Here is a 19,753-nt window from a genome sequence, read left to right on the forward strand (position 1 = left end):
GTGTCGCGCGTCCGCACCGCCGTCCTGCCGGCCACCGTCCTGCCGGCCACCGTCCTGCTGGTGACCGTGCTGCTGGGGGGCACCGCCTGCACCCAGCAGGTGAGCGGGTCGGCGTCCCCGGGGGCGACGACCGCCGCGGCGACGTCCGCACCCCCCAGCACGCCGGTGCCGACCCCGTCCCCGACCGCGGCCCCCGCGCCGGCGACGCCGACGGCCCCGGCGCAGCGGCTGGACGCCGGCCCGGTCGCCGACGGCGCCGCCGCGACGGTCAGCGGCACCGGCCCCGCCACGGTGACCTACGGCGTCGGTGCGTTCGCCCTGGTCACGGCCCTGGACTGCACCGCCTGCACCGCCGACGGGGTGCTGACCGAGCCCGGTCGGAGCACCCCGCTGGTCGGCGGGGTCGCGCCCTGGTCCGGGCAGGGCCTGACCAACGTCACCGACGACGGCACCGTGGCCGGTGAGCTGTGGGTCCTCGCCCAGGGCCCCTGGACCCTCACGCTGAGCAGCTGGAACGACCTGCCGCCGACCCACGGCCCACAGACGGTCACCGGGTCGGCGGTCATCCGGCTGGCCGACGCCGCCCCGGTGTTCCGCTTCGACTGGGCTCCCGCCGCCCCCGGTGACGAGCTGTGGGCCCGGGCGTACTCGAACCCGGCGCCCGAGGAGATGCGGGTCTTCGGCAACACCGAGGCCTACTCGACCGTGGTGGAGACCCCGATGCCCGGCGTGCTGGCCGTGCGGACCTCGGGCACCTGGACGGTCACGCCCGGGGGCTGACCGCCCCACCCAGGGCCTCGCGGACGGCGTCCTCGAAGCCCAGCCGCGGCGGTGACCCGATCAGCCCGGCGAGGTCGTCCTCGCCGGCGACCACGGTGTTGCCCAGGCTCTCGACCAGCGAGCGGGCCAGCTCCCGGGACACCGGGGTGAGCAGGTCGATGCCCAGCGCGGCCAGCGCCGGGCTGCCGACGGGCACCGGCAGGAACCGCCGTCGGCCCAGTCCGGCCACCGCGGCGTAGCGCTGCACCAGCTCGGCGTAGGTCATCACGTCGGGACCGGCGACGTCGAAGGCCCGGTTCACGTGGGCCGGGAGAGCGGCCGCGCCCACCAGCGCCGTGACGACGTCGCGCAGCGCGACCGGCTGCACGCGGGTGCGCACCCAGGCCGGGGCCGGCAGGACGGGCAGCCGTTCCGTCACGTGCCGCAGCATCTCGAAGCTCGCCGACCCCGCGCCGACCACGATCGCCGCACGCAGCACCGCCGTCGGCACCCCGGAGGACAGCAGCAGCGCGCCGACCTCCTCGCGGGAGCGCAGGTGGTCCGACAGCGCCTCGCCGGTGGGGCGCGGCCCGCCCAGGTAGACCAGCCGGGACACCCCGGCCCGGCGGGCGGCGCGGGCCACGATCCGGGCGGTGGCCCGGTCGGCCGCGGCGAACCCGGGCCCGGCGTCCAGGGAGTGCACCAGCCAGTGCACGACGTCGACGTCCGCGCAGGCCCGGGCCGTCCCGACCGGGTCGGCGGCGTCGGCGACGGTCAGCTCGACGTCCTCCCGCCACGGCCGGTCGGCGACCCGGTCGGCGTCGCGGGTCAGCACCCGCACGGTGTGCCCGGCGGCCAACAGGGCGGGGACCAGCGCACCGCCGACGTGCCCGGAGGCACCGGTCACCAGCACGCGCAGCGGGGGGATCACGCCCACGAGTGTGCTGGCCGGGCGCCGAGTGGACGAGACGGCGCCGTACCGACACGATCGCCCGCACACCGACGGCGCCGTCGGCACACCCCCACGAGAGGTGCACGCGATGGCCACCACCGAGAAGACCGAGCAGCCCCAGCTCAAGCGGGTGATGGGCCCCGGTCTGCTGCTGCTGTTCATCATCGGCGACGTCCTGGGCACCGGGATCTACGCGCTGACCGGTCAGGTCGCCGCCCAGGTCGGCGGCATCGTCTGGCTGCCGTTCGCCGTCGCGTTCGCCGTCGCCCTGGTGACCGCGTTCAGCTACCTGGAGCTGGTCACCAAGTACCCGCGCGCCGCCGGCGCCGCGCTGTACACGCACAAGGCCTTCGGCGTGCACTTCCTGACGTTCCTGGTCGCCTTCGCCGTCATGAGCTCGGGGATCACCTCGGCCTCGACCGCGGCGCGGGCGTTCAGCGCCAACGCCGCCGAGGTGTTCGGCCTGGACCTGGGCGACGGCATCGGCATCACCCTGATCGGGCTGGGCTTCATGGGCCTGGTCGCGCTGGTCAACCACCGGGGCGTGGGCGAGAGCGTCAAGGCCAACGTGGTGCTGACCTGTGTGGAGCTGACCGGTCTGCTCATCGTGATCGGCGTCGGGGCGTGGGCCATCGGCATCGGCGAGGGCGACTTCTCCCGGGTCACCCAGGCCGACACCGGGGAGATGAGCCTGATCGGCGGGGTCATCGCCGCGACCGGGCTGGCCTTCTTCGCGATGGTCGGCTTCGAGGACTCGGTCAACATGGCCGAGGAGTGCAAGGAGCCACGGCGGATCTTCCCCAAGGTGCTGCTCACCGGGCTGGCGATCACCGGCGTCATCTACGTGCTGGTGTCGGTCTCGGCCATCACCCTGGTCCCCGCCGAGCAGCTCTCCCAGGGCGACACCCCGCTGCTGCAGGTGGTCGCGGCCGGGGCGCCGGGGTTCCCGCTGGGCCTGTTCGGCGTCATCACCATGTTCGCCGTCGCCAACTCCGCGCTGATCAACATGCTGATGGCCAGCCGGCTGGTCTACGGGATGAGCCGGGAGGGCGTGCTGCCTCCGCTGCTGGGCCGGGTCAGCGCCCGCCGGCAGACCCCGACCGTGGCCATCGGCTTCACCACCGCCCTCGCCTTCGGCCTGATCACCTTCGTCGGCGCGGTCCCCGACCTGGGCGGGACGACGGCGCTGCTGCTGCTCGTCGTGTTCGCCGTGGTCAACGTCGCGGTGCTGGTGCTGCGCCGCGACACCGTGGACGGCGACCACTTCCGCACCCCCACGTTCCTCCCCGTGATCGGGGCCCTGGCCTGCGCTTTCCTGGCCACGCCGTGGGCCGGGCGGCCCGTGGTGCAGTACCAGATCGCCGGTGTGCTGCTGCTGATCGGCGTCGCGCTGTGGGCGGTCACGGTCGTGGTGGACCGGCGGACCGGGACGACGGCAGCCCTCGACCCGGAAGCGCTGTCGGGCGACGGCCCGAGCGGCCCGCGGAACTGACCGGGCCGCCCCACCCGTCTCACCCGTCCGAGGAGGGCGTGTCACCCGCCGGGCCAAGACCGGTGGTGGTCGGGGTCCCGCTGGGACGGCAGGGACGACGTGGGGGCGCGGACGGTGCCGTCTGGTGACCGGGACCCGGTACGATGAGGAGGTCACACCGCCAGCAGCCCGCTGAGCGCCGTTCTGGGCCCTCGACTCGACGTCGTCGCCACCCGTGCGGCCCGGCGGCGTCGCGCGAGCAGAAGGGCCCCCCGTGGTCAGCACGACCGAGCAGAACGCCTACTCAGGCTCCTCCATCACCGTCCTCGAGGGGCTGGAGGCGGTCCGCAAGCGCCCCGGCATGTACATCGGCTCGACCGGCGAGCGCGGCCTGCACCACATGGTGTGGGAGGTCGTGGACAACGCCGTCGACGAGTCGCTGGCCGGGTACTGCGACACCGTCCGGGTGACCCTGCTCGACGGCGGCGGTGTCCGGGTCGAGGACAACGGCCGTGGCATCCCGGTCGACGAGCACCCGGTGCAGAAGCGCCCGACCGTCGAGGTCGTGCTGACGATCCTGCACGCCGGCGGCAAGTTCGACGGCAAGTCCTACGGCGTCTCCGGTGGTCTGCACGGCGTCGGCGTCACCGTGGTCAACGCGCTGTCCACCGAGCTCGACGTCAACATCTGGCGCGACGGCACCGAGTACTTCCAGCACTACACCGAGACGGTGCCCGGCCCGCTGCAGACGGTCGGGTCCACCGACAAGCGCGGCACCGCGATCACCTTCTGGGCCGACCCCTCGATCTTCGAGACGACGGTCTACTCCTTCGAGACGATCCGCCGCCGGCTGCAGGAGATGGCGTTCCTGAACAAGGGGCTGACCATCATCCTGCGCGACGAGCGCCGCGGGCAGACCCAGGCCGAGACCGGGCTGGGCGACGTCCCCTCGCTGGCCGAGGCCGCCGCACCCGTGGAGGCGGCCGCCGAGCAGGAGGCCTTCGAGCCCACCGAGGTCACCTACCGCTACGACGGCGGTCTGTCGGACTACGTCCGGCACCTCAACGCCAAGCGCGCCCCGATCCACAAGTCCGTGGTGGCCTTCGCCGCCGACGGCGTGGGCAAGAACGACACCGCGATGAGCCTCGAGGTCGCGATGCAGTGGTCGGAGTCCTACTCCGAGTCGGTGCACACCTTCGCCAACATCATCAACACCCACGAGGGCGGCACGCACGAGGAGGGCTTCCGCGCGGCGCTCACCTCGATCGTGAACCGGTACGCGGTGGAGAAGAAGATCCTCAAGGACAAGCCGGAGGACAAGCTCACCGGTGAGGACATCCGCGAGGGCCTGGCCGCGATCGTCTCGGTGAAGCTGGGCGACCCCCAGTTCGAGGGCCAGACGAAGACCAAGCTGGGCAACACCGAGGTCAAGGGCTTCGTGCAGAAGACCTGCAACGAGCAGATCGGCCACTGGTTCGAGGCCAACCCCGCCGAGGCCAAGACGATCATCACCAAGGCCAGCTCCGCCGCCCGGGCCCGCCGCGCCGCACAGGACGCCCGCAAGCTGGCCCGCAAGAGCCCGCTGAACTCCACCGGCCTGCCGGGCAAGCTCGCCGACTGCCGTTCCACGGACCCGCGCAACTCCGAGGTCTACATCGTGGAGGGCGACTCGGCCGGCGGTTCGGCCAAGTCCGGCCGGGACTCGATGTTCCAGGCGATCCTGCCCATCCGAGGCAAGATCATCAACGTCGAGAAGGCACGCATCGACCGGGTGCTGAAGAACACCGAGGTCCAGGCGATGATCACCGCCTTCGGCACCGGCATCCACGACGAGTTCGACATCGCCAAGCTGCGGTACCACAAGATCATCCTGATGGCGGACGCCGACGTCGACGGCCAGCACATCCGCACCCTGCTGCTGACCCTGCTCTTCCGGTTCATGCGCCCGCTGGTCGAGGCCGGCCACGTCTACCTGGCCAACCCGCCGCTGTACAAGGTCAAGTGGGGTGCCAAGCACGCCGACGACTACGTCTACACCGACGCCGAGAAGGACGCGCTGCTCAAGGCGCGTGCCGCCGAGGGCCGCAAGCTGCCCAAGGACGACGCCATCCAGCGGTTCAAGGGCCTGGGCGAGATGGACGCCAAGGAGCTGTGGGAGACCACGATGAACCCGGACTCCCGGATCCTCTCGCTGGTCACCCTGGACGACGCCGCGGCGGCCGACGAGCTGTTCAGCATCCTGATGGGCGAGGACGTCGAGGCCCGGCGCTCCTTCATCACCCGCAACGCCAAGGACGTCCGCTTCCTCGACGTCTGATCGAGGACCCCTCGCCCCCGTGCCTCGCCCCCCGTGCCGCGCCCCGCGCGGCACGGGGGTCTGTGAGGGGGCCGGGCAGACACCCGACGGCCATCTCGACGACACCTGAACCCGTTGTCGACCTGGCGTTTTGTCCACCGCTGTGTACCGACCTGTGGAGAACTGAACCGTGACGGAGACCCCGAGCCGCGACCGCATCGAGCCGGTCGACCTCCAGCAGGAGATGCAGCGCAGCTACATCGACTACGCGATGAGCGTCATCGTCGGGCGTGCGCTGCCCGAGGTGCGTGACGGGCTCAAGCCCGTGCACCGTCGCGTGCTGTTCGCGATGTACGACCAGGGCTTCCGCCCCGACCGCGCCACGGTCAAGTGCGCGCGCGTCGTCGGTGAGGTGATGGGCAACTACCACCCGCACGGTGACTCCTCGATCTACGACGCCCTCGTGCGGCTGGCCCAGCCCTGGTCGATGCGGTACCCGCTGATCGACGGGCAGGGCAACTTCGGCTCCCCGGGCAACGACCCGGCCGCGGCCATGCGCTACACCGAGGCCCGCCTCACCCCGCTGGCCATGGAGATGCTCGCCGACATCGGCGAGGACACCGTGGACTTCCAGCCGAACTACGACGGCAAGAACATGGAGCCCCTGGTCCTGCCCGGGCGCATCCCGAACCTGCTGGTCAACGGCTCGGCGGGCATCGCGGTCGGGATGGCGACGAACATGCCCCCGCACAACCTGCGCGAGGTCGCCCAGGCCGTCTACTGGATGCTGGACCACCCCGAGGCCGAGCACGAAGAGGCGCTCACCGCCTGCATGGCCGTCGTCCAGGGGCCCGACTTCCCGACCCACGGCCTCATCGTCGGCCGGGACGGCATCGAGGACGCCTACCGCACCGGTCGCGGTTCGGTCCGGATGCGCGCGGTCGTCTCGGTGGAGGAGGACAGCCGGGGCCGGGTGCAGCTCGTGGTCACCGAGCTGCCCTACCAGGTCAACCCGGACAACCTGGCCGAGGCGATCGCCGAGGGCGTGCGCGACGGCCGGCTCCAGGGCATCTCCGAGATCGCCGACGAGTCCTCCGACCGGGTCGGGCGCCGGCTGGTCATCACCCTGCGCCGCGATGCGGTGGCCAAGGTCGTGCTGAACAACCTCTACAAGCACACCCAGCTGCAGACGACCTTCGGCTGCAACATGCTCTCCATCGTCGACGGCGTGCCGCGCACGCTGCGCCTGGACGAGCTCATCCGCTACTGGATCACCCACCAGATCGAGGTCATCCAGCGGCGCACGCGCTACCGGCTGCGCAAGGCCGAGGAGCGCGCCCACCTGCTGCGTGGCTACGCCAAGGCCCTCGACCAGCTCGACGCCGTCATCGCCCTGATCCGGGCCAGCGCGTCGGCCGAGGCCGCCCGCACCGGCCTGATGGAGCTGCTCGACGTCGACGAGGCGCAGGCGCTGGCGATCCTGGACCTGCAGCTGCGCCGCCTCGCGGCCCTGGAACGGCAGCGGATCCTCGACGAGCTGGCCGAGATCGAGGCCCGCATCGCCGAGCTGCAGGCCATCCTGGACAGCCCGGAGCGGCAGCGCCAGATCGTCCGCGACGAGCTCCAGGAGATCGTCGACAAGTACGGCGACGACCGGCGGACCAACTTCGTCGCCCACGACGGCGACGTGTCCATGGAGGACCTCATCGCCGAGGAGCAGGTGGTCGTCACGATCACCCGCACCGGCTACGCCAAGCGGACCAAGGCCGACCTGTACCGCTCCCAGCGTCGCGGCGGCAAGGGCGTCATGGGCGCCACGCTCAAGCAGGACGACCTGATCCAGCAGTTCTTCGTGGGCTCGACCCACGACTGGATCCTCTTCTTCACCAACAAGGGCCGGGTGTACCGGGCCAAGGCCTACGAGCTGCCCGAGGCGGCGCGCACCGCCCGTGGCGCGCACGTGGCCAACATCCTGGCCTTCCAGCCCGACGAGAAGATCGCCCAGGTCATCCAGATCAAGGACTACCAGGTCGCCCCCTACCTGGTGCTGGCCACCGCGAACGGCCAGGTCAAGAAGACCCGGCTGGCCGACTTCGACTCCCCGCGCAGCGGCGGGGTCATCGCGATCAACCTGCGCGAGGGCGACGAGCTGGTCGGTGCCGCGCTTATCGCCCCGGACGCCAACCTGCTGCTGGTCACCCGCAAGGCCATGTCGATCTGCTTCAAGGCCGACGACAGCCAGCTGCGCCCGATGGGCCGGGCCACCGAGGGCGTGCGCGGCATCTCGCTGTCCGACGACGACCGGCTGCTGTCGATGATCGTGGTGACCGAGGGCGTCGACGTCCTGGTCGCCACCGAGGGCGGCTACGCCAAGCGGACCGGGATCGAGAACTACCCCGAGCAGAACCGCGGTGGCAAGGGCGTGCTCACCGCCGACCCCAAGTCCCGCAAGGGCGTGCTGGTCGGAGCGCTGTCGGTGGTGCTGGGCGACGAGCTCTACGCGATCACCTCGACCGGCGGGGTCATCCGCACGCCGGTCAACGGCGTCCGTCACAACAAGGACCGGGCCACCATGGGTGTCAAGCTCATGAACTTGCCGGAGGACGTCTCGATCGTCGCGATCGCCCGGACGACGGACAACGACGAGCCCGACGCCTAGGCTGAGGCCGATGCCAGACCCGGGACCGGACCGACCAGTCCGGTCCCGGTCGGTCTGGAGCGCACGGGCATGACCGATGCGCGGACGTCCTCCCGTCGCGGGGGGACGCCGGGCGCAAAGGGGCGACGAGGGTCGTCCGGGGACGGGAGTACGGCATGAGCGACCGGACGCAGGGCTCGGTCAGGGCCGACAGCCGTGAGCAGGCGCCCTCGGCGCCGCAGACCCAGGCGATGCCCGTGGGCGGCTCGACCAAGGCCGAGGGCAAGCCCGCGGCCACCCCCGAGGCGGCCGCGCCGGCCAAGCCCGGCAAGCCGGCGGCCGCACCCGGCTGGGGCGGGGCCACCCCGGCCCGTCCGACCACCGGGACGGCGTCCGCTGCGGGTGCCTCCGCCCCCGCCGCCCGGGCCGCTGCCCCCGCGACCAGCCAGACCCCGGCCGCCCGCGCACCCCGCGAGGCGCCCGCGCAGCAGCGGCCCGCCGCCGCCAGCGCCCCCACCCGCGGGGCCGCGTCCACGGCGCCCCCCCGCACGCCCGCCGGTGAGCCCGCGCGCAGCGGCCAGGCCCGCACCGGCGCGGCCACCCCGGCCACCGGTGGGCCGGCCGGCCCGTCCGGTCCCGGCGGCCCCGGTCGCCCCACCGGCGGCAACGGCGGCAGTGGTGGCTCCGACGAGTCCGGCAGCGGTCGGGTCCGAGGTGCCGGCAAGGACAAGGGCCGCGGCCCGCGCCGGGCCCGCCTGCAGCTGCGCCACATCGACACCTGGTCGGCGCTGAAGATCTCCCTGGTGCTGGCCATCGCGCTGTTCTTCGTCTGGATGGTCGCCGTGGGCGTCCTCTACGGCGTGCTCAACGGGCTGGGCGTGTTCACCACCCTCAACGACCTCATCGGCCAGCTGGGCTCCACCTCCGGTGACGCCGAGGGCGCCGGTGCGGTCATCACGCCCGGGATCGTCTTCGGTGGTGCCGCCGTCATCGGCGCGGTCAACATCGTGCTGTTCACCGCGCTGTGCACGGTGGGCACCTTCGTCTACAACCTGTGCTCAGACCTCGTCGGTGGCCTCGAGGTCACCCTCGCCGAGCGCGACTGAGAGAGGATCTCCTCGCCCCCCGACCCACGCTCCGCGCGGGCCGGGACCCTGCGAGGGGGCCGTCCCATCCGCTCGGTGTTCGCGCGGGGGCCGTTCCGCTTCGACCCCGCGTGTGAGCGCGGTGAGGCGGGCAGGTATGGTTTCGGAGGTTCACGGGCCTGTAGCTCAGACGGTTAGAGCGCATCCCTGATAAGGATGAGGCCGGAGGTTCAAGTCCTCCCAGGCCCACCCGTGCACCGCCGTGGGGCCTCCCGGCGCCGCGACGGACACCGGCCCCCGCACTCGTGGGGGCCGACTCGTCGAGGAGGTCCCCACCCGTGCTGAAGTCCCTCGCGGTGGCAGCACTCGCCGCCGGCGCCCTCGTCGCCGTCCGGAAGCGGACCGCGGCCAAGGGCGACCAGGACCTGTGGGCGCAGGCCACCACCGGTCCGCAGGCCGTCAGCACACCGCCCACCCGCTGAACACCCGCGGCTCGCGCCGCGACCCGGGGACGTAGCTCAATTGGTAGAGCACCGCCTTTGCAAGGCGGGGGTCAGGGGTTCGATTCCCCTCGTCTCCACCCACCGCACCGACCGTGCAGCACCACCCGCACCCCCGCCGCGCCCCCGTGACCACCCCGGGCGGGCAGGGGATGATCGCCGGGTGCGTGCTCCCCGTTGGCTGCTGCCCTGTGTCGCCGTCCTCGCCCTGACCGCGTGCGGCAGCGAGCCGGACGCCGCCGCCCCGACGAGCCCGCCCACCGGCGCGCCGGTCAGCAGCACCCCGGCGGCACCGACGACGCAGAGCGCCGGCCCCACGCCCGCGCCCGAACCGGTCACCACCGAGCAGGACTGCCCCTACCTCGACACCGCCACCGTCCAGGACACCGTCGGGCAGCAGACCCCCACGGTCACCACCACCGGCGTCCCCGGCGGCGCACCGCCCACCTGCACGTTCCTCAAGCCCGACGACGAACCCGCCGCCGTCGTCGAGGTGCTCCAGACCGCCGACCCGGTCGCCGCACGGACCGCCGCGGTGCAGCGGGTGGCCGACATCGGGGGCACCGCCGTGGACGACGTCGCCGACGGCGGCGGCATCGCCTCCACCGACGACGGCACGGTGATCGCCGTCGCCGACGGCACCCTGGTCGTCGTCGTCACGATCAACCAGCAGTCCAGCCTGCAGGCCCGGGAGCTCGCCCAGGCGGTCACCGCCGTGCTCTGAGCGGCCGGGCTCGGCCGGACTCGGCCGGGAGCGGCCGGGAGCGGCGCTGCCCGGACCGGTTCGTCCCGGGTCGCCGCAGGTGGGACCATGGGGGGCGTGACCGAATCGACTCCTGCACGGCGCGCAGTCCTGCACACCAACCACGGCGACATCACCGTGGACCTGTTCCCGGACCACGCCCCCAAGACCGTCGCCAACTTCGCCGAGCTCGCCGAGGGCAGCCGCGAGTGGGTCGACCCCCGCACCCGGGCCAAGACCACCGAGAAGCTGTACGACGGCACGATCTTCCACCGCGTCATCGACGGCTTCATGATCCAGGGCGGCGACCCGCTCGGTCAGGGCACCGGTGGCCCCGGCTACCGCTTCGGCGACGAGTTCCACCCCGACCTGCAGTTCTCCAAGCCCTACCTGCTCGCCATGGCCAACGCCGGCCCGGGCACCAACGGCTCGCAGTTCTTCATCACGACCAGCAACACCCCGCACCTGAACAACAAGCACACGATCTTCGGCGAGGTTGCCGACGACGCCTCCCGCCAGGTGGTCGACGCGATCGGCAAGGTCCCCACCGCGCGTGGCGACAAGCCCCTCGAGGACGTCGTGATCACCTCGGTCGAGGTGCAGCGCAGCTGAGCACTCCCGACGGTCCGGGTGGCGTCGGCGGCGACCAGCCGCCGGCGCCCCCGGCCACCACCTGCTACCGGCACCCCGACCGCCCCACCCGGATCTCCTGCGTCCGTTGCGGGCGGCCGATCTGCCCGGAGTGCATGCACCCCGCCTCGGTGGGCTTCCAGTGCCCCGAGGAGATCGCCGATGCCCGGCGCACCGTGCGCCAGCCCAAGCGCAGCACCGGCCTGCGGGTCGCAGGCCGCCGCTGGGGCGTCGTCACCGTCGTCCTCATCGCGCTCAACGTGCTGGTCGCCGTCGCGACCGCCGTGTCCGCGATCTCGGTGGGCGTCAGCCCGCTGACCTCCTTCTCCTCCCCGCTGCAGACCGAGCTGCTCACCGCGCCGGTCCTCGTCGACGACGGCCAGTGGTGGCGCGTGGTCACCAGCGCCTTCACCCACGCCTCGCTGGTGCACCTGGCGCTCAACATGTTCGCGCTGCTGCTGTTCGGCTCCGAGCTGGAGAAGCAGTTCGGCAAGGCCCGCTACCTGACCGTCTACCTGGTCGCCGCCCTGGGTGGCGCGGCCTCCCTGCAGCTCTTCGGCGCCTACTTCGGCGGGGTCGTCGGCGCCTCGGGTGCGATCTACGGGCTGCTCGGCGCGTTCGGTGTGGTGCTGCTCAAGCAGAAGCAGGACCTCCGCGGACTGCTGACCCTGCTCGCGATCAACCTGGTGATCAGCTTCCTGCCCGGCGTCTCGCTGCTCGGGCACCTCGGCGGGCTGGTCGCCGGCGCGGCCACCGCCGCGGTCCTGGTGTACGCCGGGCGCCGCCGGACCCTCGCCGTCGGTGGCGTCGCGCTCGTCGTCGCGGTCCTGCTCGTGCTGACCTTCGGCGGTCTGCGCTAGCGGTTCAGTCCTGCGCGGACGGCCGGGCGGTCAGGTCCTGCAGCGCTGCTGCGACCTGCGCCGGGTCGACACCCAGGTCGCGGCGGCCCAGCACGACCAGCACCGTGTCGTCCCGGGCGTCCTCCAGCTCCAGGGTGGTGCTGCGCAGGCCGAGCCGACGTGTGGTGTGCACCTGCACGCGCAGGGCGGGCCAGCCGATCACGGTCGTGCCCGTCGTCGTGCGGACGTGGACGCCGTCGTCCTCCGCGCGGACCCGCGGTCGCAGCACCAGGTCCCGCACGACCACCGCGACGAGCAGCACCGCGGCGGCGCCGACGAGGAACCGGCCCACCGGGTCGACGACCAGCGCGGCGACGGCGAGGCCGACGGCGACCAGGCCGGCGACGGTCGTCTCCTCGAGCCGGGTGGACCACTGCACGCCCCCACTGTCCCACCCGGGGGCCGCCGTCCCCAGGTCCGTGGACAGCGGTGGGCAGGCCGTGCGGACCCGCCGACCGGGGCGTCCGGGGACCGTGTGACGCGCGGTGCGAGCTGCACCGACGTGCCCGGCGTGTCCGGGTGGACGACCCGCCGGTGACCGCACCCGCACAGGGGTCGCCGGCCTCGACGAGTCGACTCGTCCACACCTGTGTGCACAGGTGGGGACAGAAGCACAGGTGTGTAGTTACGCGGCTGCGCTCCCGGTCCCACGAGTCACACGGCAGGCGTCCGTGCAGGTCAGGGGCGCGGTCCGGGCCGTCCACAGTCCACACTCGGTGGACAACCCTGGGGGCGGCGCCCGCGGCGCGCTGTGGACGGTGACCCCCCGGTGTGCACACTCACCGATGACCACGCCGTCGTCGTGTCGACTCCCATGCCGCCCCGGATCGCGGAGACCGTGCACAACCCCGACGCTGGTGTCGTGCAGGTTCTGGTGACGGGTGCGTCGGGTTTCGTGGGTGGTCGGCTGGCGCCGGCCCTGGTCGAGGAGGGACACCGCGTCAAGGCGATGACCCGCCGTCCGGAGTCGTACTCCGGAGCGGGTGAGGCCGTGGCCGGCGACGTGTCCGACGAGGCCTCGCTGCGGGCTGCGCTGGAGGGCTGCGACGCCGCCTACTACCTCGTCCACAGCCTCGGGGACGCCGACTTCGTGCAGGAGGACGCCGCCGCCGCGCGCTCCTTCGGCCGGGCCGCCGCCGACGCCGGTGTACGTCGGATCGTCTACCTGGGTGGCCTGGGTGACGACGCCGACGACCTGTCCGACCACCTGCGCAGCCGGCGCGAGGTCGAGCGCCTGCTGGGCGAGGGCGGGGTGCCGGTGACCGTCCTGCGGGCCGGCATCGTCGTCGGCCACGGCGGGGTCTCCTGGGAGATGACCCGCCAGCTCGTCGCGCACCTGCCCGCGATGGTGACCCCGCGGTGGGTGCACACCAAGACCCAGCCGATCGCCGTCGCCGACGTCGTCCGGTACCTGGTGGGTGTGCTCGAGGCACCCGAGGCCGAGGGTCGCACGTTCGACGTGGGTGGGCCCGACGTCTTGGAGTACCTGGAGATGCTCACCCGGGTCGCCGACATCCAGGGCCGGCACCTCTTCGTGCTCCCGGTGCCGCTGTTGAGCCCCCAGCTCTCGGCGCGCTGGCTGGCCCTGGTCACCGACGTCGACGTGCAGACGGGCAAGTCGCTGATCGACTCCATGACCAACGAGGTCGTGGTCAAGGACGACTCGATCCGCCGGGTCGTGCCCTTCGAGCCGATGGACTACGACCAGGCCGTGCTCACGGCGCTGGGCGAACGCGCGGCCGAACGGCGACAGGAGACCGGGAAGGCCCCGCGGCACGGAGGTCTGCTGGCGCGCGGAGCCCGGTCGTGAGGCTGCGCCGCCAGGGGCGTCCGACAGGGACCCTGGACCGTGCGGTGACCCGCTGGGCCCAGAAGGCCCCCGCGTGGCTCATCGACCCGGTGCCGCGCGACCACCGGGAGACCGACACCGCGTTCCGGCGCCGGCGCCGGGTCACCGCCGGGGTCTCGGTCCTGGGGGCCGGGCTGCTGGGGGTCTCGCTGTCCCAGAAGCCGGACTCGAAGGAGTTCTACGGCCTGACCATGGCCGTGGCCGGCACCTGGGTGGCCGGTGGCATCGCCTCCGGGCCCCTGCACCTGGGCTGGATGCGGTCCAGCAAGGCCGTGCTGCACCGCCCGCTGGTGACGCCGGTCGTCTCGGGCGTGGCGGTCTTCGGGCTCTTCTACAGCGCCGCGCTGGTCGCCCGACGCATCCCGGTGCTCAACCGGGCCGTCACCCGGGTGCTGCGCTACGCCCACCAGGGCAACCCGGCCCTCGTGGCGACGACGACGCTGACCAACGGCCTGGCCGAGGAGGTCTTCTTCCGGGGGGCGCTCTACGCGGCCGCCGGCACCACGCACCCGGTGCTGAAGTCGACCGCGGTCTACGCGCTGGCCACCACGGCGACCCGGAACCCGGCGCTGGTGCTGGCCTCGGTGGTCATGGGCCTGCTCTTCGGCTGGCAGCGCAAGGTCACCGGCGGCATCCAGGCCCCGGCGCTGACCCACCTGGTGTGGTCGACGTTGATGCTGCGGTACCTGCCGGCGCTGTTCGACGACCAGCCCTCGATCGACGTCGAGCAGCCCCAGGACGAGGCCACCGGCACCGCCTGAGACGACGACGGCCCCCGTCCCGGGAGGGACGGGGGCCGAGGTGCGTCAGCGCGTCGATGAGTCAGCGCGTCAGCGCGTCAGCGCCAGCGCATCGACATCACGAGGCCGGCGACCATCGCGCCGAAGCCGATCGCGAAGTTCCAGGCCGACAGCGAGACCATGAACGGGATGTCGTCGCCGGCGACGTAGTAGACGACGATCCACAGCAGGCCCACGACCATCAGGGCGACCATCACCCCGGCGTACCACCGCGGGCTGGGCTGCTGGGCCCGCGCCCGGGCAGCGCTGGCGGGGAGCACGCCCTCGGGCGGGGTGTAGGCCGACTTCTTGCGCACCTTGGACTTGGGCACCGCGCGGACTCCCTCGCAACTCGCGGGACGGCGCCGGGGGGTCCCGGCCGCCTCCCGACCGGTCACACGACCGGTCTGGACTGCCCCCAGCCTAAGCTGCAGGCGGGCCCGTGGGTGGGCACGGCCCGCAGGGGGACCCGGGAGGTGGCCGTGGACGCAGTCCGAGACGAGTCAGGACCGGCCCCGGAGGGCCGCGCCGCCCGCCGTCGCCGGGGGCGCCCGCGGCGCACCGTGTGGACCGCGCTGGTGCCGGTGGTCGCGTTGTGTGCCGGGCTGCTGTTCGCCACGTCGGGCCAGACCGCGCGCGGTACGGACCTGCGCGCCGGGGACACCACCGAGCTCTCCCAGCTGATCCGCCAGCTCAACGCCGCCGCCGACCGGCAGGACGACGAGCTGGTCGCCCTGCAGGGCCGCAGCCAGCAGCTCACCGAGGCGGTGGCCGGCCGGGACACCGAGGTCGCCGCGGCCGTCGGGGAGGCCGACACGGGCCTCACCTCCGCCGGGCTCACCGCGCTGCGCGGCGACGGCCTGGAGATCACCCTGGACGACGCTCCCGGCACCGCCGACGGCACGCTGCCCCGCGGTGCGGAGCCCGACGACCTGGTGATCCACCAGTCCGACGTGCAGGGCGTGGTCAACGCGCTGTGGGCCGCGGGCGCCGACGGGGTGACCATCATGGGCCAGCGGCTCATCGCCACCAGCGCGGTGCGCTGCGTGGGCAACACGCTGCTGCTGCAGGGCCGGACGTGGTCCCCGCCGTTCGTGGTGACCGCCGTGGGGGACGCCGAGGAGATGCGCAGCCGCCTCGGGGAGTCCTACGAGGTGTCGCTGCTGCAGAGCGCCGTCGACCGGTTCGGGCTCACCTACCGGGTGCAGGAGCGTCGCGACGTCCAGCTGCCCGCCTACGATGGCGCCCTGGACCTGCAGTACGCCACAGCCGCCGGCTGAGGTGGCCGGTCCCACCGAGGGGGCGGGGACGACGATGGACGGCGAGGACGACGAGGGCACGCGTCGGGGACGGCACGCGCACCGTCCGGCCGAGGGCGTGACCGGGTCGCCGGACGCCGGACGCCCCGCCGACGCCTCCCCGGCCGACGGTGCCTCCCCCGAGCGGGACGGCGACACAGCCTTCCGGCCCGGTGGCCCGGCCGTCCCGGTGCCCGGCGCCGTCGGTGCCACCCCGGCCGCTCGCGCGGCCGGTGGGTCCGGCCCGCAGGCGTGGGGGACCGACGCCGCGTCCGGGACCACCGCCGGCTCCCGGGACCCCGACCCCCTCGACCCCGACGACTCCCTCGACCACGACGACGCCTCGGACACCGCCGGTGCCACCGACCGGCGGGCCGCCCGCCCGGAGCGCACCCGCGGGGACCTGGTGCGCACCGGTGTCCGCGGCGTGGGCCAGCTGCTGGTGACCGCCGGCCTGGTGGTGCTGCTGTTCGTCGTCTACGAGGTGTGGGTCACCGACCTGTTCAGCGAGCGCAAGCAGGACCAGCTCTCCACCGAGCTGCGCGAGGACTGGGACACCGGCAGCGACGACCCGACGGTGCCCACGCTCCCCGGTGGCGGCCTGTCCGACATCCCGCTGGGCGAGGGCTTCGCGTTCATCCGCATCCCGCGCTTCGGCGAGGACTACGTCAAGGTGATCCTGGAGGGCACCGACGAGGAGGAACTCGTCGAGGGCCCCGGGCACTACGTGGACTCCGCCATGCCCGGCGAGGAGGGCAACTTCTCCCTCGCCGGACACCGCGTGGGCAAGGGCTCGCCGTTCCTGGACCTGGACCAGCTGCAGCCCGGTGACCCCATCGTCATCGAGACCGTGGACACCTGGTTCGTCTACCGGGTCGTCGGCCCGGACGACCCCAACGGGGTGCCCGCCCAGCAGATCGTGAGCCCCAGCGACGTGTCGGTCATCGCCCCGACCCCCAACGGCCCCCTCGACGGGCCGACCAGCGGGTCCTACCTGACGCTGACGACCTGCCACCCCAAGTTCTCGGCCCGCGAGCGGCTGATCGTGCACGCGGTGCTCGACGGCGGGCCGGTCAGCAAGGCCGACGCCCCCGACGGGCCGCCGGCCCTGACGGAGGGCTGAGCCCGTGTACACCTGGATCTGGCGGCACCTCCCGGGCGGGACGGCGGCCAAGTCGCTGCAGGCCCTCGTGCTCGTCCTGGCGGTCTGCGCGCTGCTGCTCTTCGTCGTGTTCCCCGCGATCGAGCCCTCGCTGCCCTTCAACGACGTGACGGTGGACCAGTGACCACACCCGAGGGCCCCCGGGTCCTGGTCGTCGACAACTTCGACAGCTTCGTCTACAACCTCGTGCAGTACCTGGGTCAGCTGGGCGTCCCCAGCGTGGTCCGGCGCAACGACGCGGTGACCGTGGACGAGCTCACCGACCTCGACGTCGCCGGGGTGCTGCTGTCCCCCGGCCCGGGGACGCCCACCGACGCCGGCGTGACCGTGCCGATGGTGCGCGCCGCCGCCGAGGCCGGGGTGCCCGTGCTGGGCGTCTGCCTGGGCCACCAGGCCATCGCCGAGGCCTTCGGCGGGGACGTCGTCCGGGCACCGGAGCTGCTGCACGGCAAGACCAGCCAGGTCGTGCACGAGGGCGCCGGCGTGCTCGCCGGGCTGCCCTCGCCGTTCACCGCGACCCGGTACCACTCGCTGGCCGTGGAGTCCTCGACGTTCCCGGCCGAGCTGGAGGTCACCGGCCGGACGCCGTCGGGCATCGTCATGGCGCTGCGGCACCGCGAGCTGCCGATCGAGGGCGTCCAGTTCCACCCGGAGTCGGTGCTCACCGAGGGCGGGCACCAGCTGCTGGCCACCTGGCTGGACAGCTGCGGCCTGGCCCCGGACCCGGCCCTGGTGGAGAGCGCCTCCGCGGCGGCCCGCCGGCTGCTCACCGCCGTCGGCTGACCCCGGGCCCGGCGGGGCCCCAGTACGCCTCAGCACGCCCCAGCACGCCTCAGCACGCATGACGACGCCTCAGGGCGACGCTGCCCCCGCACCTGACCGGGTGTGGGGGCAGCGGTGTCGGTGGATCAGTTCTGCGGCGGGACCGGCACCGGGATCGGCGGGGTGGTGGTCGCCGTCGGAGGGGCCGAGCTGCTCGGTGCCGCGGTCGTCGTCGGCGTCGGGGTGGGCACCGCGATCAGCAGGGTGATCTCGTCACCGGCCGCCAGCTGGGTGGCGGCCCCGGGCTGCGTGGCTGCCACCAGGCCCTGGGCGACGTCGTCCCGCTCGACGTTCTGGGCGGTCACGTTGGTGAACCCGGCGTTGCGCAGGTTCGCCTCCGCGGTGGCCCGGTCCTGGCCCACCACGTTCGGCAGCGGCAGCGTGCCGCCGGAGACGCCGAGGGTGATGGTGGTGTCCGGGGCGACCTGCTGGCCGGCCGCCGGGTCGACCGAGACCACGGTCCCCTCGGGTTCCAGGGAGTCGACCTCGCGGGAGTTGACGTCGCCGGTGAAGCCGGCGTCCTCGAGGTTGGCTCGGGCGTCGTCCTCGGACAGGTTGACCACGGCCGGCACCCGGATGGGGTTGGGGCCGGCACTGACGACCAGGGCCACCGTGGTGCCCTCGTCGACCGTGGCACCGGCCTCCGGGTCGGTGCTGACGACCTGACCGGCGGGCACGGCGTCGTCGGCCTGCTCGGTCACCGCACCGACCACCAGCCCGGCCGAGGTGAGCGCGGTGGTCGCGGCCGCCTGGTCCTGCCCGACGACGACGGGCACCTGCACGCTGGCCACCGTCGGCTCCACCGGGGTGTCGTCCCCGCCGCTGTTGAGCGCCACGATCAGGCCGATCAGGCCGACGAGCACCAGCACGCCGGCGACGACGAGGGCGATCACGCCGCGGCGTCGACGCTTCGCAGCGGCCTCGTCCTCGGCGTCCCACTCGTCGTCGTGGCCCGGGTAGCCACCGGCGCCGATGAAGGAGGTGCGCTCGGCGTCGCCGAGGACGGGGGTGGCCTCGACCTGCTGGCCGGCGACGGCGCGGAGCAGGTCGTTGCGCATCTCGGCGGCCGACTGGTACCGGTTCGCCGGGTTCTTGCTCATCGCCTTGAGCAGGATCGCGTCCAGCTCCGGCGGCACGACCGGGTTGATCGAGGACGGCGTGCGGGGGTCCTCGCGGACGTGCTGGTAGGCCACCGCGACCGGGGAGTCCCCGGTGAACGGCGGGGCGCCGGTGACGAGCTCGTAGAGCAGGCAGCCGGCGGAGTAGACGTCGGAGCGGGCGTCGACGCCCTCGCCGCGCGCCTGCTCCGGGGACAGGTACTGGGCGGTGCCGATCACGGCGGCCGTGGAGGTCATCGTCGCCGCGGAGTCCGAGACGGCCCGGGCGATGCCGAAGTCCATCACCTTGACGGTGCCCTGCGGGGTGATCATGACGTTCCCGGGCTTCACGTCCCGGTGCACGATCCCGTTGCGGTGCGAGAAGTCCAGCGCGGCGCAGATGTCCGCGGTCAGCGACATGGCGCGCTCGGGGGGCAGCTGGCCCTCCCGGCGCAGCACGTCGCGCAGGGTCTCGCCCTCGACGTACTCCATGACGATGTAGGGCGTGGCGCCCGTGGTGGTGCGGTCCTCGCCGGTGTCGTAGACCGCGACGATCGCCGGGTGGTTCAGCGACGCCGAGGCCTGCGCCTCACGGCGGAAGCGGACCTGGAAGGACGGGTCGCGGGCCAGGTCGGAGCGCAGCACCTTGACGGCGACCTCGCGGCCCAGCCGCAGGTCCCGCCCGCGGTGCACCTCGGCCATGCCGCCGCGGCCGAGGACGCCCCCGATCTCGTAGCGCTCGCCGAGCACCTGCGGGGTGGTCATCGGGGGTCC

19 protein-coding genes and 2 tRNA genes are annotated in these 19,753 nt (G+C 73.3%); 17 read left to right on the forward strand and 4 right to left on the reverse strand.

What is annotated here, in order from left to right; genetic code table 11:
- On the forward strand, window positions 1–780 hold the full coding sequence (locus tag ASG41_RS14705) for a hypothetical protein (protein ID WP_157519427.1): 780 nt from the start codon (window positions 1–3) through the stop codon (window positions 778–780).
- Here the strand turns inward: ASG41_RS14705 and ASG41_RS14710 are convergent.
- On the reverse strand, window positions 764–1,690 hold the full coding sequence (locus tag ASG41_RS14710) for an NAD(P)H-binding protein (RefSeq protein ID WP_235564812.1): 927 nt from the start codon (window positions 1,688–1,690) through the stop codon (window positions 764–766). The two genes, ASG41_RS14705 and ASG41_RS14710, sit on opposite strands and share 17 nt — an antisense overlap.
- A 109-nt stretch (window positions 1,691–1,799) precedes the next feature.
- Here ASG41_RS14710 and ASG41_RS14715 point away from each other — a divergent pair, with 109 nt between their 5' ends.
- The 10 genes from ASG41_RS14715 to ASG41_RS14755 all read left to right on the forward strand — a co-directional run bounded on the left by ASG41_RS14715 (window position 1,800) and on the right by ASG41_RS14755 (window position 11,933).
- A complete protein-coding gene (locus ASG41_RS14715; RefSeq protein ID WP_056296175.1) occupies window positions 1,800–3,203 on the forward strand; it encodes an APC family permease in 1,404 nt (467 codons plus the stop codon).
- Between the two features lie 253 nt (window positions 3,204–3,456).
- On the forward strand, window positions 3,457–5,499 hold the full coding sequence (gene gyrB / locus ASG41_RS14720; protein ID WP_056296177.1) for a DNA topoisomerase (ATP-hydrolyzing) subunit B: 2,043 nt from the start codon (window positions 3,457–3,459) through the stop codon (window positions 5,497–5,499).
- Between the two features lie 169 nt (window positions 5,500–5,668).
- The gene (gene gyrA / locus ASG41_RS14725) at window positions 5,669–8,137 is read left to right on the forward strand and encodes a DNA gyrase subunit A (RefSeq protein ID WP_056296180.1); all 2,469 of its coding nucleotides are present in this window, start codon (window positions 5,669–5,671) and stop codon (window positions 8,135–8,137) included.
- 155 nt (window positions 8,138–8,292) lie between these two features.
- Window positions 8,293–9,222, forward strand: a complete 930-nt coding sequence (locus ASG41_RS14730) for a DUF3566 domain-containing protein (RefSeq protein WP_056296183.1) — start codon at window positions 8,293–8,295, stop codon at window positions 9,220–9,222.
- Window positions 9,223–9,376: 154 nt separating this feature from the next.
- Window positions 9,377–9,450, forward strand: a tRNA-Ile gene (locus ASG41_RS14735).
- 89 nt (window positions 9,451–9,539) lie between these two features.
- Window positions 9,540–9,683, forward strand: a complete 144-nt coding sequence (locus ASG41_RS24295) for a DLW-39 family protein (protein WP_200938935.1) — start codon at window positions 9,540–9,542, stop codon at window positions 9,681–9,683.
- Between the two features lie 25 nt (window positions 9,684–9,708).
- A tRNA-Ala gene (locus ASG41_RS14740) sits at window positions 9,709–9,781 on the forward strand.
- 83 nt (window positions 9,782–9,864) lie between these two features.
- Window positions 9,865–10,425 carry a DUF2020 domain-containing protein gene (locus ASG41_RS14745; protein ID WP_056296185.1) on the forward strand — a complete coding sequence of 187 codons (561 nt, stop codon included), beginning with the start codon at window positions 9,865–9,867 and terminating at the stop codon, window positions 10,423–10,425.
- Between the two features lie 87 nt (window positions 10,426–10,512).
- On the forward strand, window positions 10,513–11,055 hold the full coding sequence (locus tag ASG41_RS14750) for a peptidylprolyl isomerase (RefSeq protein WP_200938937.1): 543 nt from the start codon (window positions 10,513–10,515) through the stop codon (window positions 11,053–11,055).
- Between the two features lie 134 nt (window positions 11,056–11,189).
- Window positions 11,190–11,933, forward strand: a complete 744-nt coding sequence (locus ASG41_RS14755) for a rhomboid family intramembrane serine protease (RefSeq protein WP_056296190.1) — start codon at window positions 11,190–11,192, stop codon at window positions 11,931–11,933.
- A 4-nt stretch (window positions 11,934–11,937) separates the two neighbouring features.
- Here the strand turns inward: ASG41_RS14755 and ASG41_RS14760 are convergent, their stop codons facing one another.
- Window positions 11,938–12,351 (reverse strand): PH domain-containing protein, encoded by a 414-nt coding sequence (locus tag ASG41_RS14760; RefSeq protein ID WP_056296194.1) that lies wholly within the window; start codon window positions 12,349–12,351, stop codon window positions 11,938–11,940.
- 483 nt (window positions 12,352–12,834) lie between these two features.
- On the opposite strand from ASG41_RS14760, the gene ASG41_RS14765 reads away from it, so the two are divergent.
- Together ASG41_RS14765 and ASG41_RS14770 are read left to right on the forward strand one after the other, a co-directional pair.
- Window positions 12,835–13,782: an NAD(P)H-binding protein gene (locus ASG41_RS14765; RefSeq protein ID WP_056296730.1), complete on the forward strand. Its 948-nt coding sequence runs from the start codon at window positions 12,835–12,837 to the stop codon at window positions 13,780–13,782.
- A 44-nt stretch (window positions 13,783–13,826) separates the two neighbouring features.
- Window positions 13,827–14,582 (forward strand): CPBP family intramembrane glutamic endopeptidase, encoded by a 756-nt coding sequence (locus ASG41_RS14770; RefSeq protein WP_235564813.1) that lies wholly within the window; start codon window positions 13,827–13,829, stop codon window positions 14,580–14,582.
- A 77-nt stretch (window positions 14,583–14,659) separates the two neighbouring features.
- On the opposite strand, the gene crgA is transcribed toward ASG41_RS14770, so the two are convergent.
- On the reverse strand, window positions 14,660–14,932 hold the full coding sequence (crgA, locus tag ASG41_RS14775; RefSeq protein WP_056296198.1) for a cell division protein CrgA: 273 nt from the start codon (window positions 14,930–14,932) through the stop codon (window positions 14,660–14,662).
- A gap of 150 nt (window positions 14,933–15,082) precedes the next feature.
- Here crgA and ASG41_RS14780 point away from each other — a divergent pair, with 150 nt between their 5' ends.
- The 4 genes from ASG41_RS14780 to ASG41_RS14790 are packed head-to-tail and all read left to right on the forward strand — an operon-like array spanning window position 15,083 to window position 17,843.
- Window positions 15,083–15,880 (forward strand): DUF881 domain-containing protein, encoded by a 798-nt coding sequence (locus tag ASG41_RS14780; RefSeq protein WP_082556993.1) that lies wholly within the window; start codon window positions 15,083–15,085, stop codon window positions 15,878–15,880.
- Window position 15,881: 1 nt separating this feature from the next.
- On the forward strand, window positions 15,882–17,021 hold the full coding sequence (locus ASG41_RS14785) for a class E sortase (protein WP_235564814.1): 1,140 nt from the start codon (window positions 15,882–15,884) through the stop codon (window positions 17,019–17,021).
- A gap of 4 nt (window positions 17,022–17,025) precedes the next feature.
- Window positions 17,026–17,184: a hypothetical protein gene (locus ASG41_RS24300; protein WP_200938939.1), complete on the forward strand. Its 159-nt coding sequence runs from the start codon at window positions 17,026–17,028 to the stop codon at window positions 17,182–17,184.
- Window positions 17,181–17,843 (forward strand): aminodeoxychorismate/anthranilate synthase component II, encoded by a 663-nt coding sequence (locus ASG41_RS14790; protein ID WP_056296200.1) that lies wholly within the window; start codon window positions 17,181–17,183, stop codon window positions 17,841–17,843. Before ASG41_RS24300 ends, ASG41_RS14790 begins: the two co-directional genes overlap by 4 nt.
- A 125-nt stretch (window positions 17,844–17,968) precedes the next feature.
- Here the strand turns inward: ASG41_RS14790 and pknB are convergent, their stop codons facing one another.
- Entirely contained in the window at window positions 17,969–19,744 is a 1,776-nt protein-coding gene (pknB, locus tag ASG41_RS14795) for a Stk1 family PASTA domain-containing Ser/Thr kinase (protein ID WP_056296203.1), read from the reverse strand.
- Window positions 19,745–19,753 lie beyond the last annotated feature (9 nt).

The organism is Modestobacter sp. Leaf380 (assembly GCF_001424485.1).
Taxonomy (GTDB): domain Bacteria; phylum Actinomycetota; class Actinomycetes; order Mycobacteriales; family Geodermatophilaceae; genus Klenkia.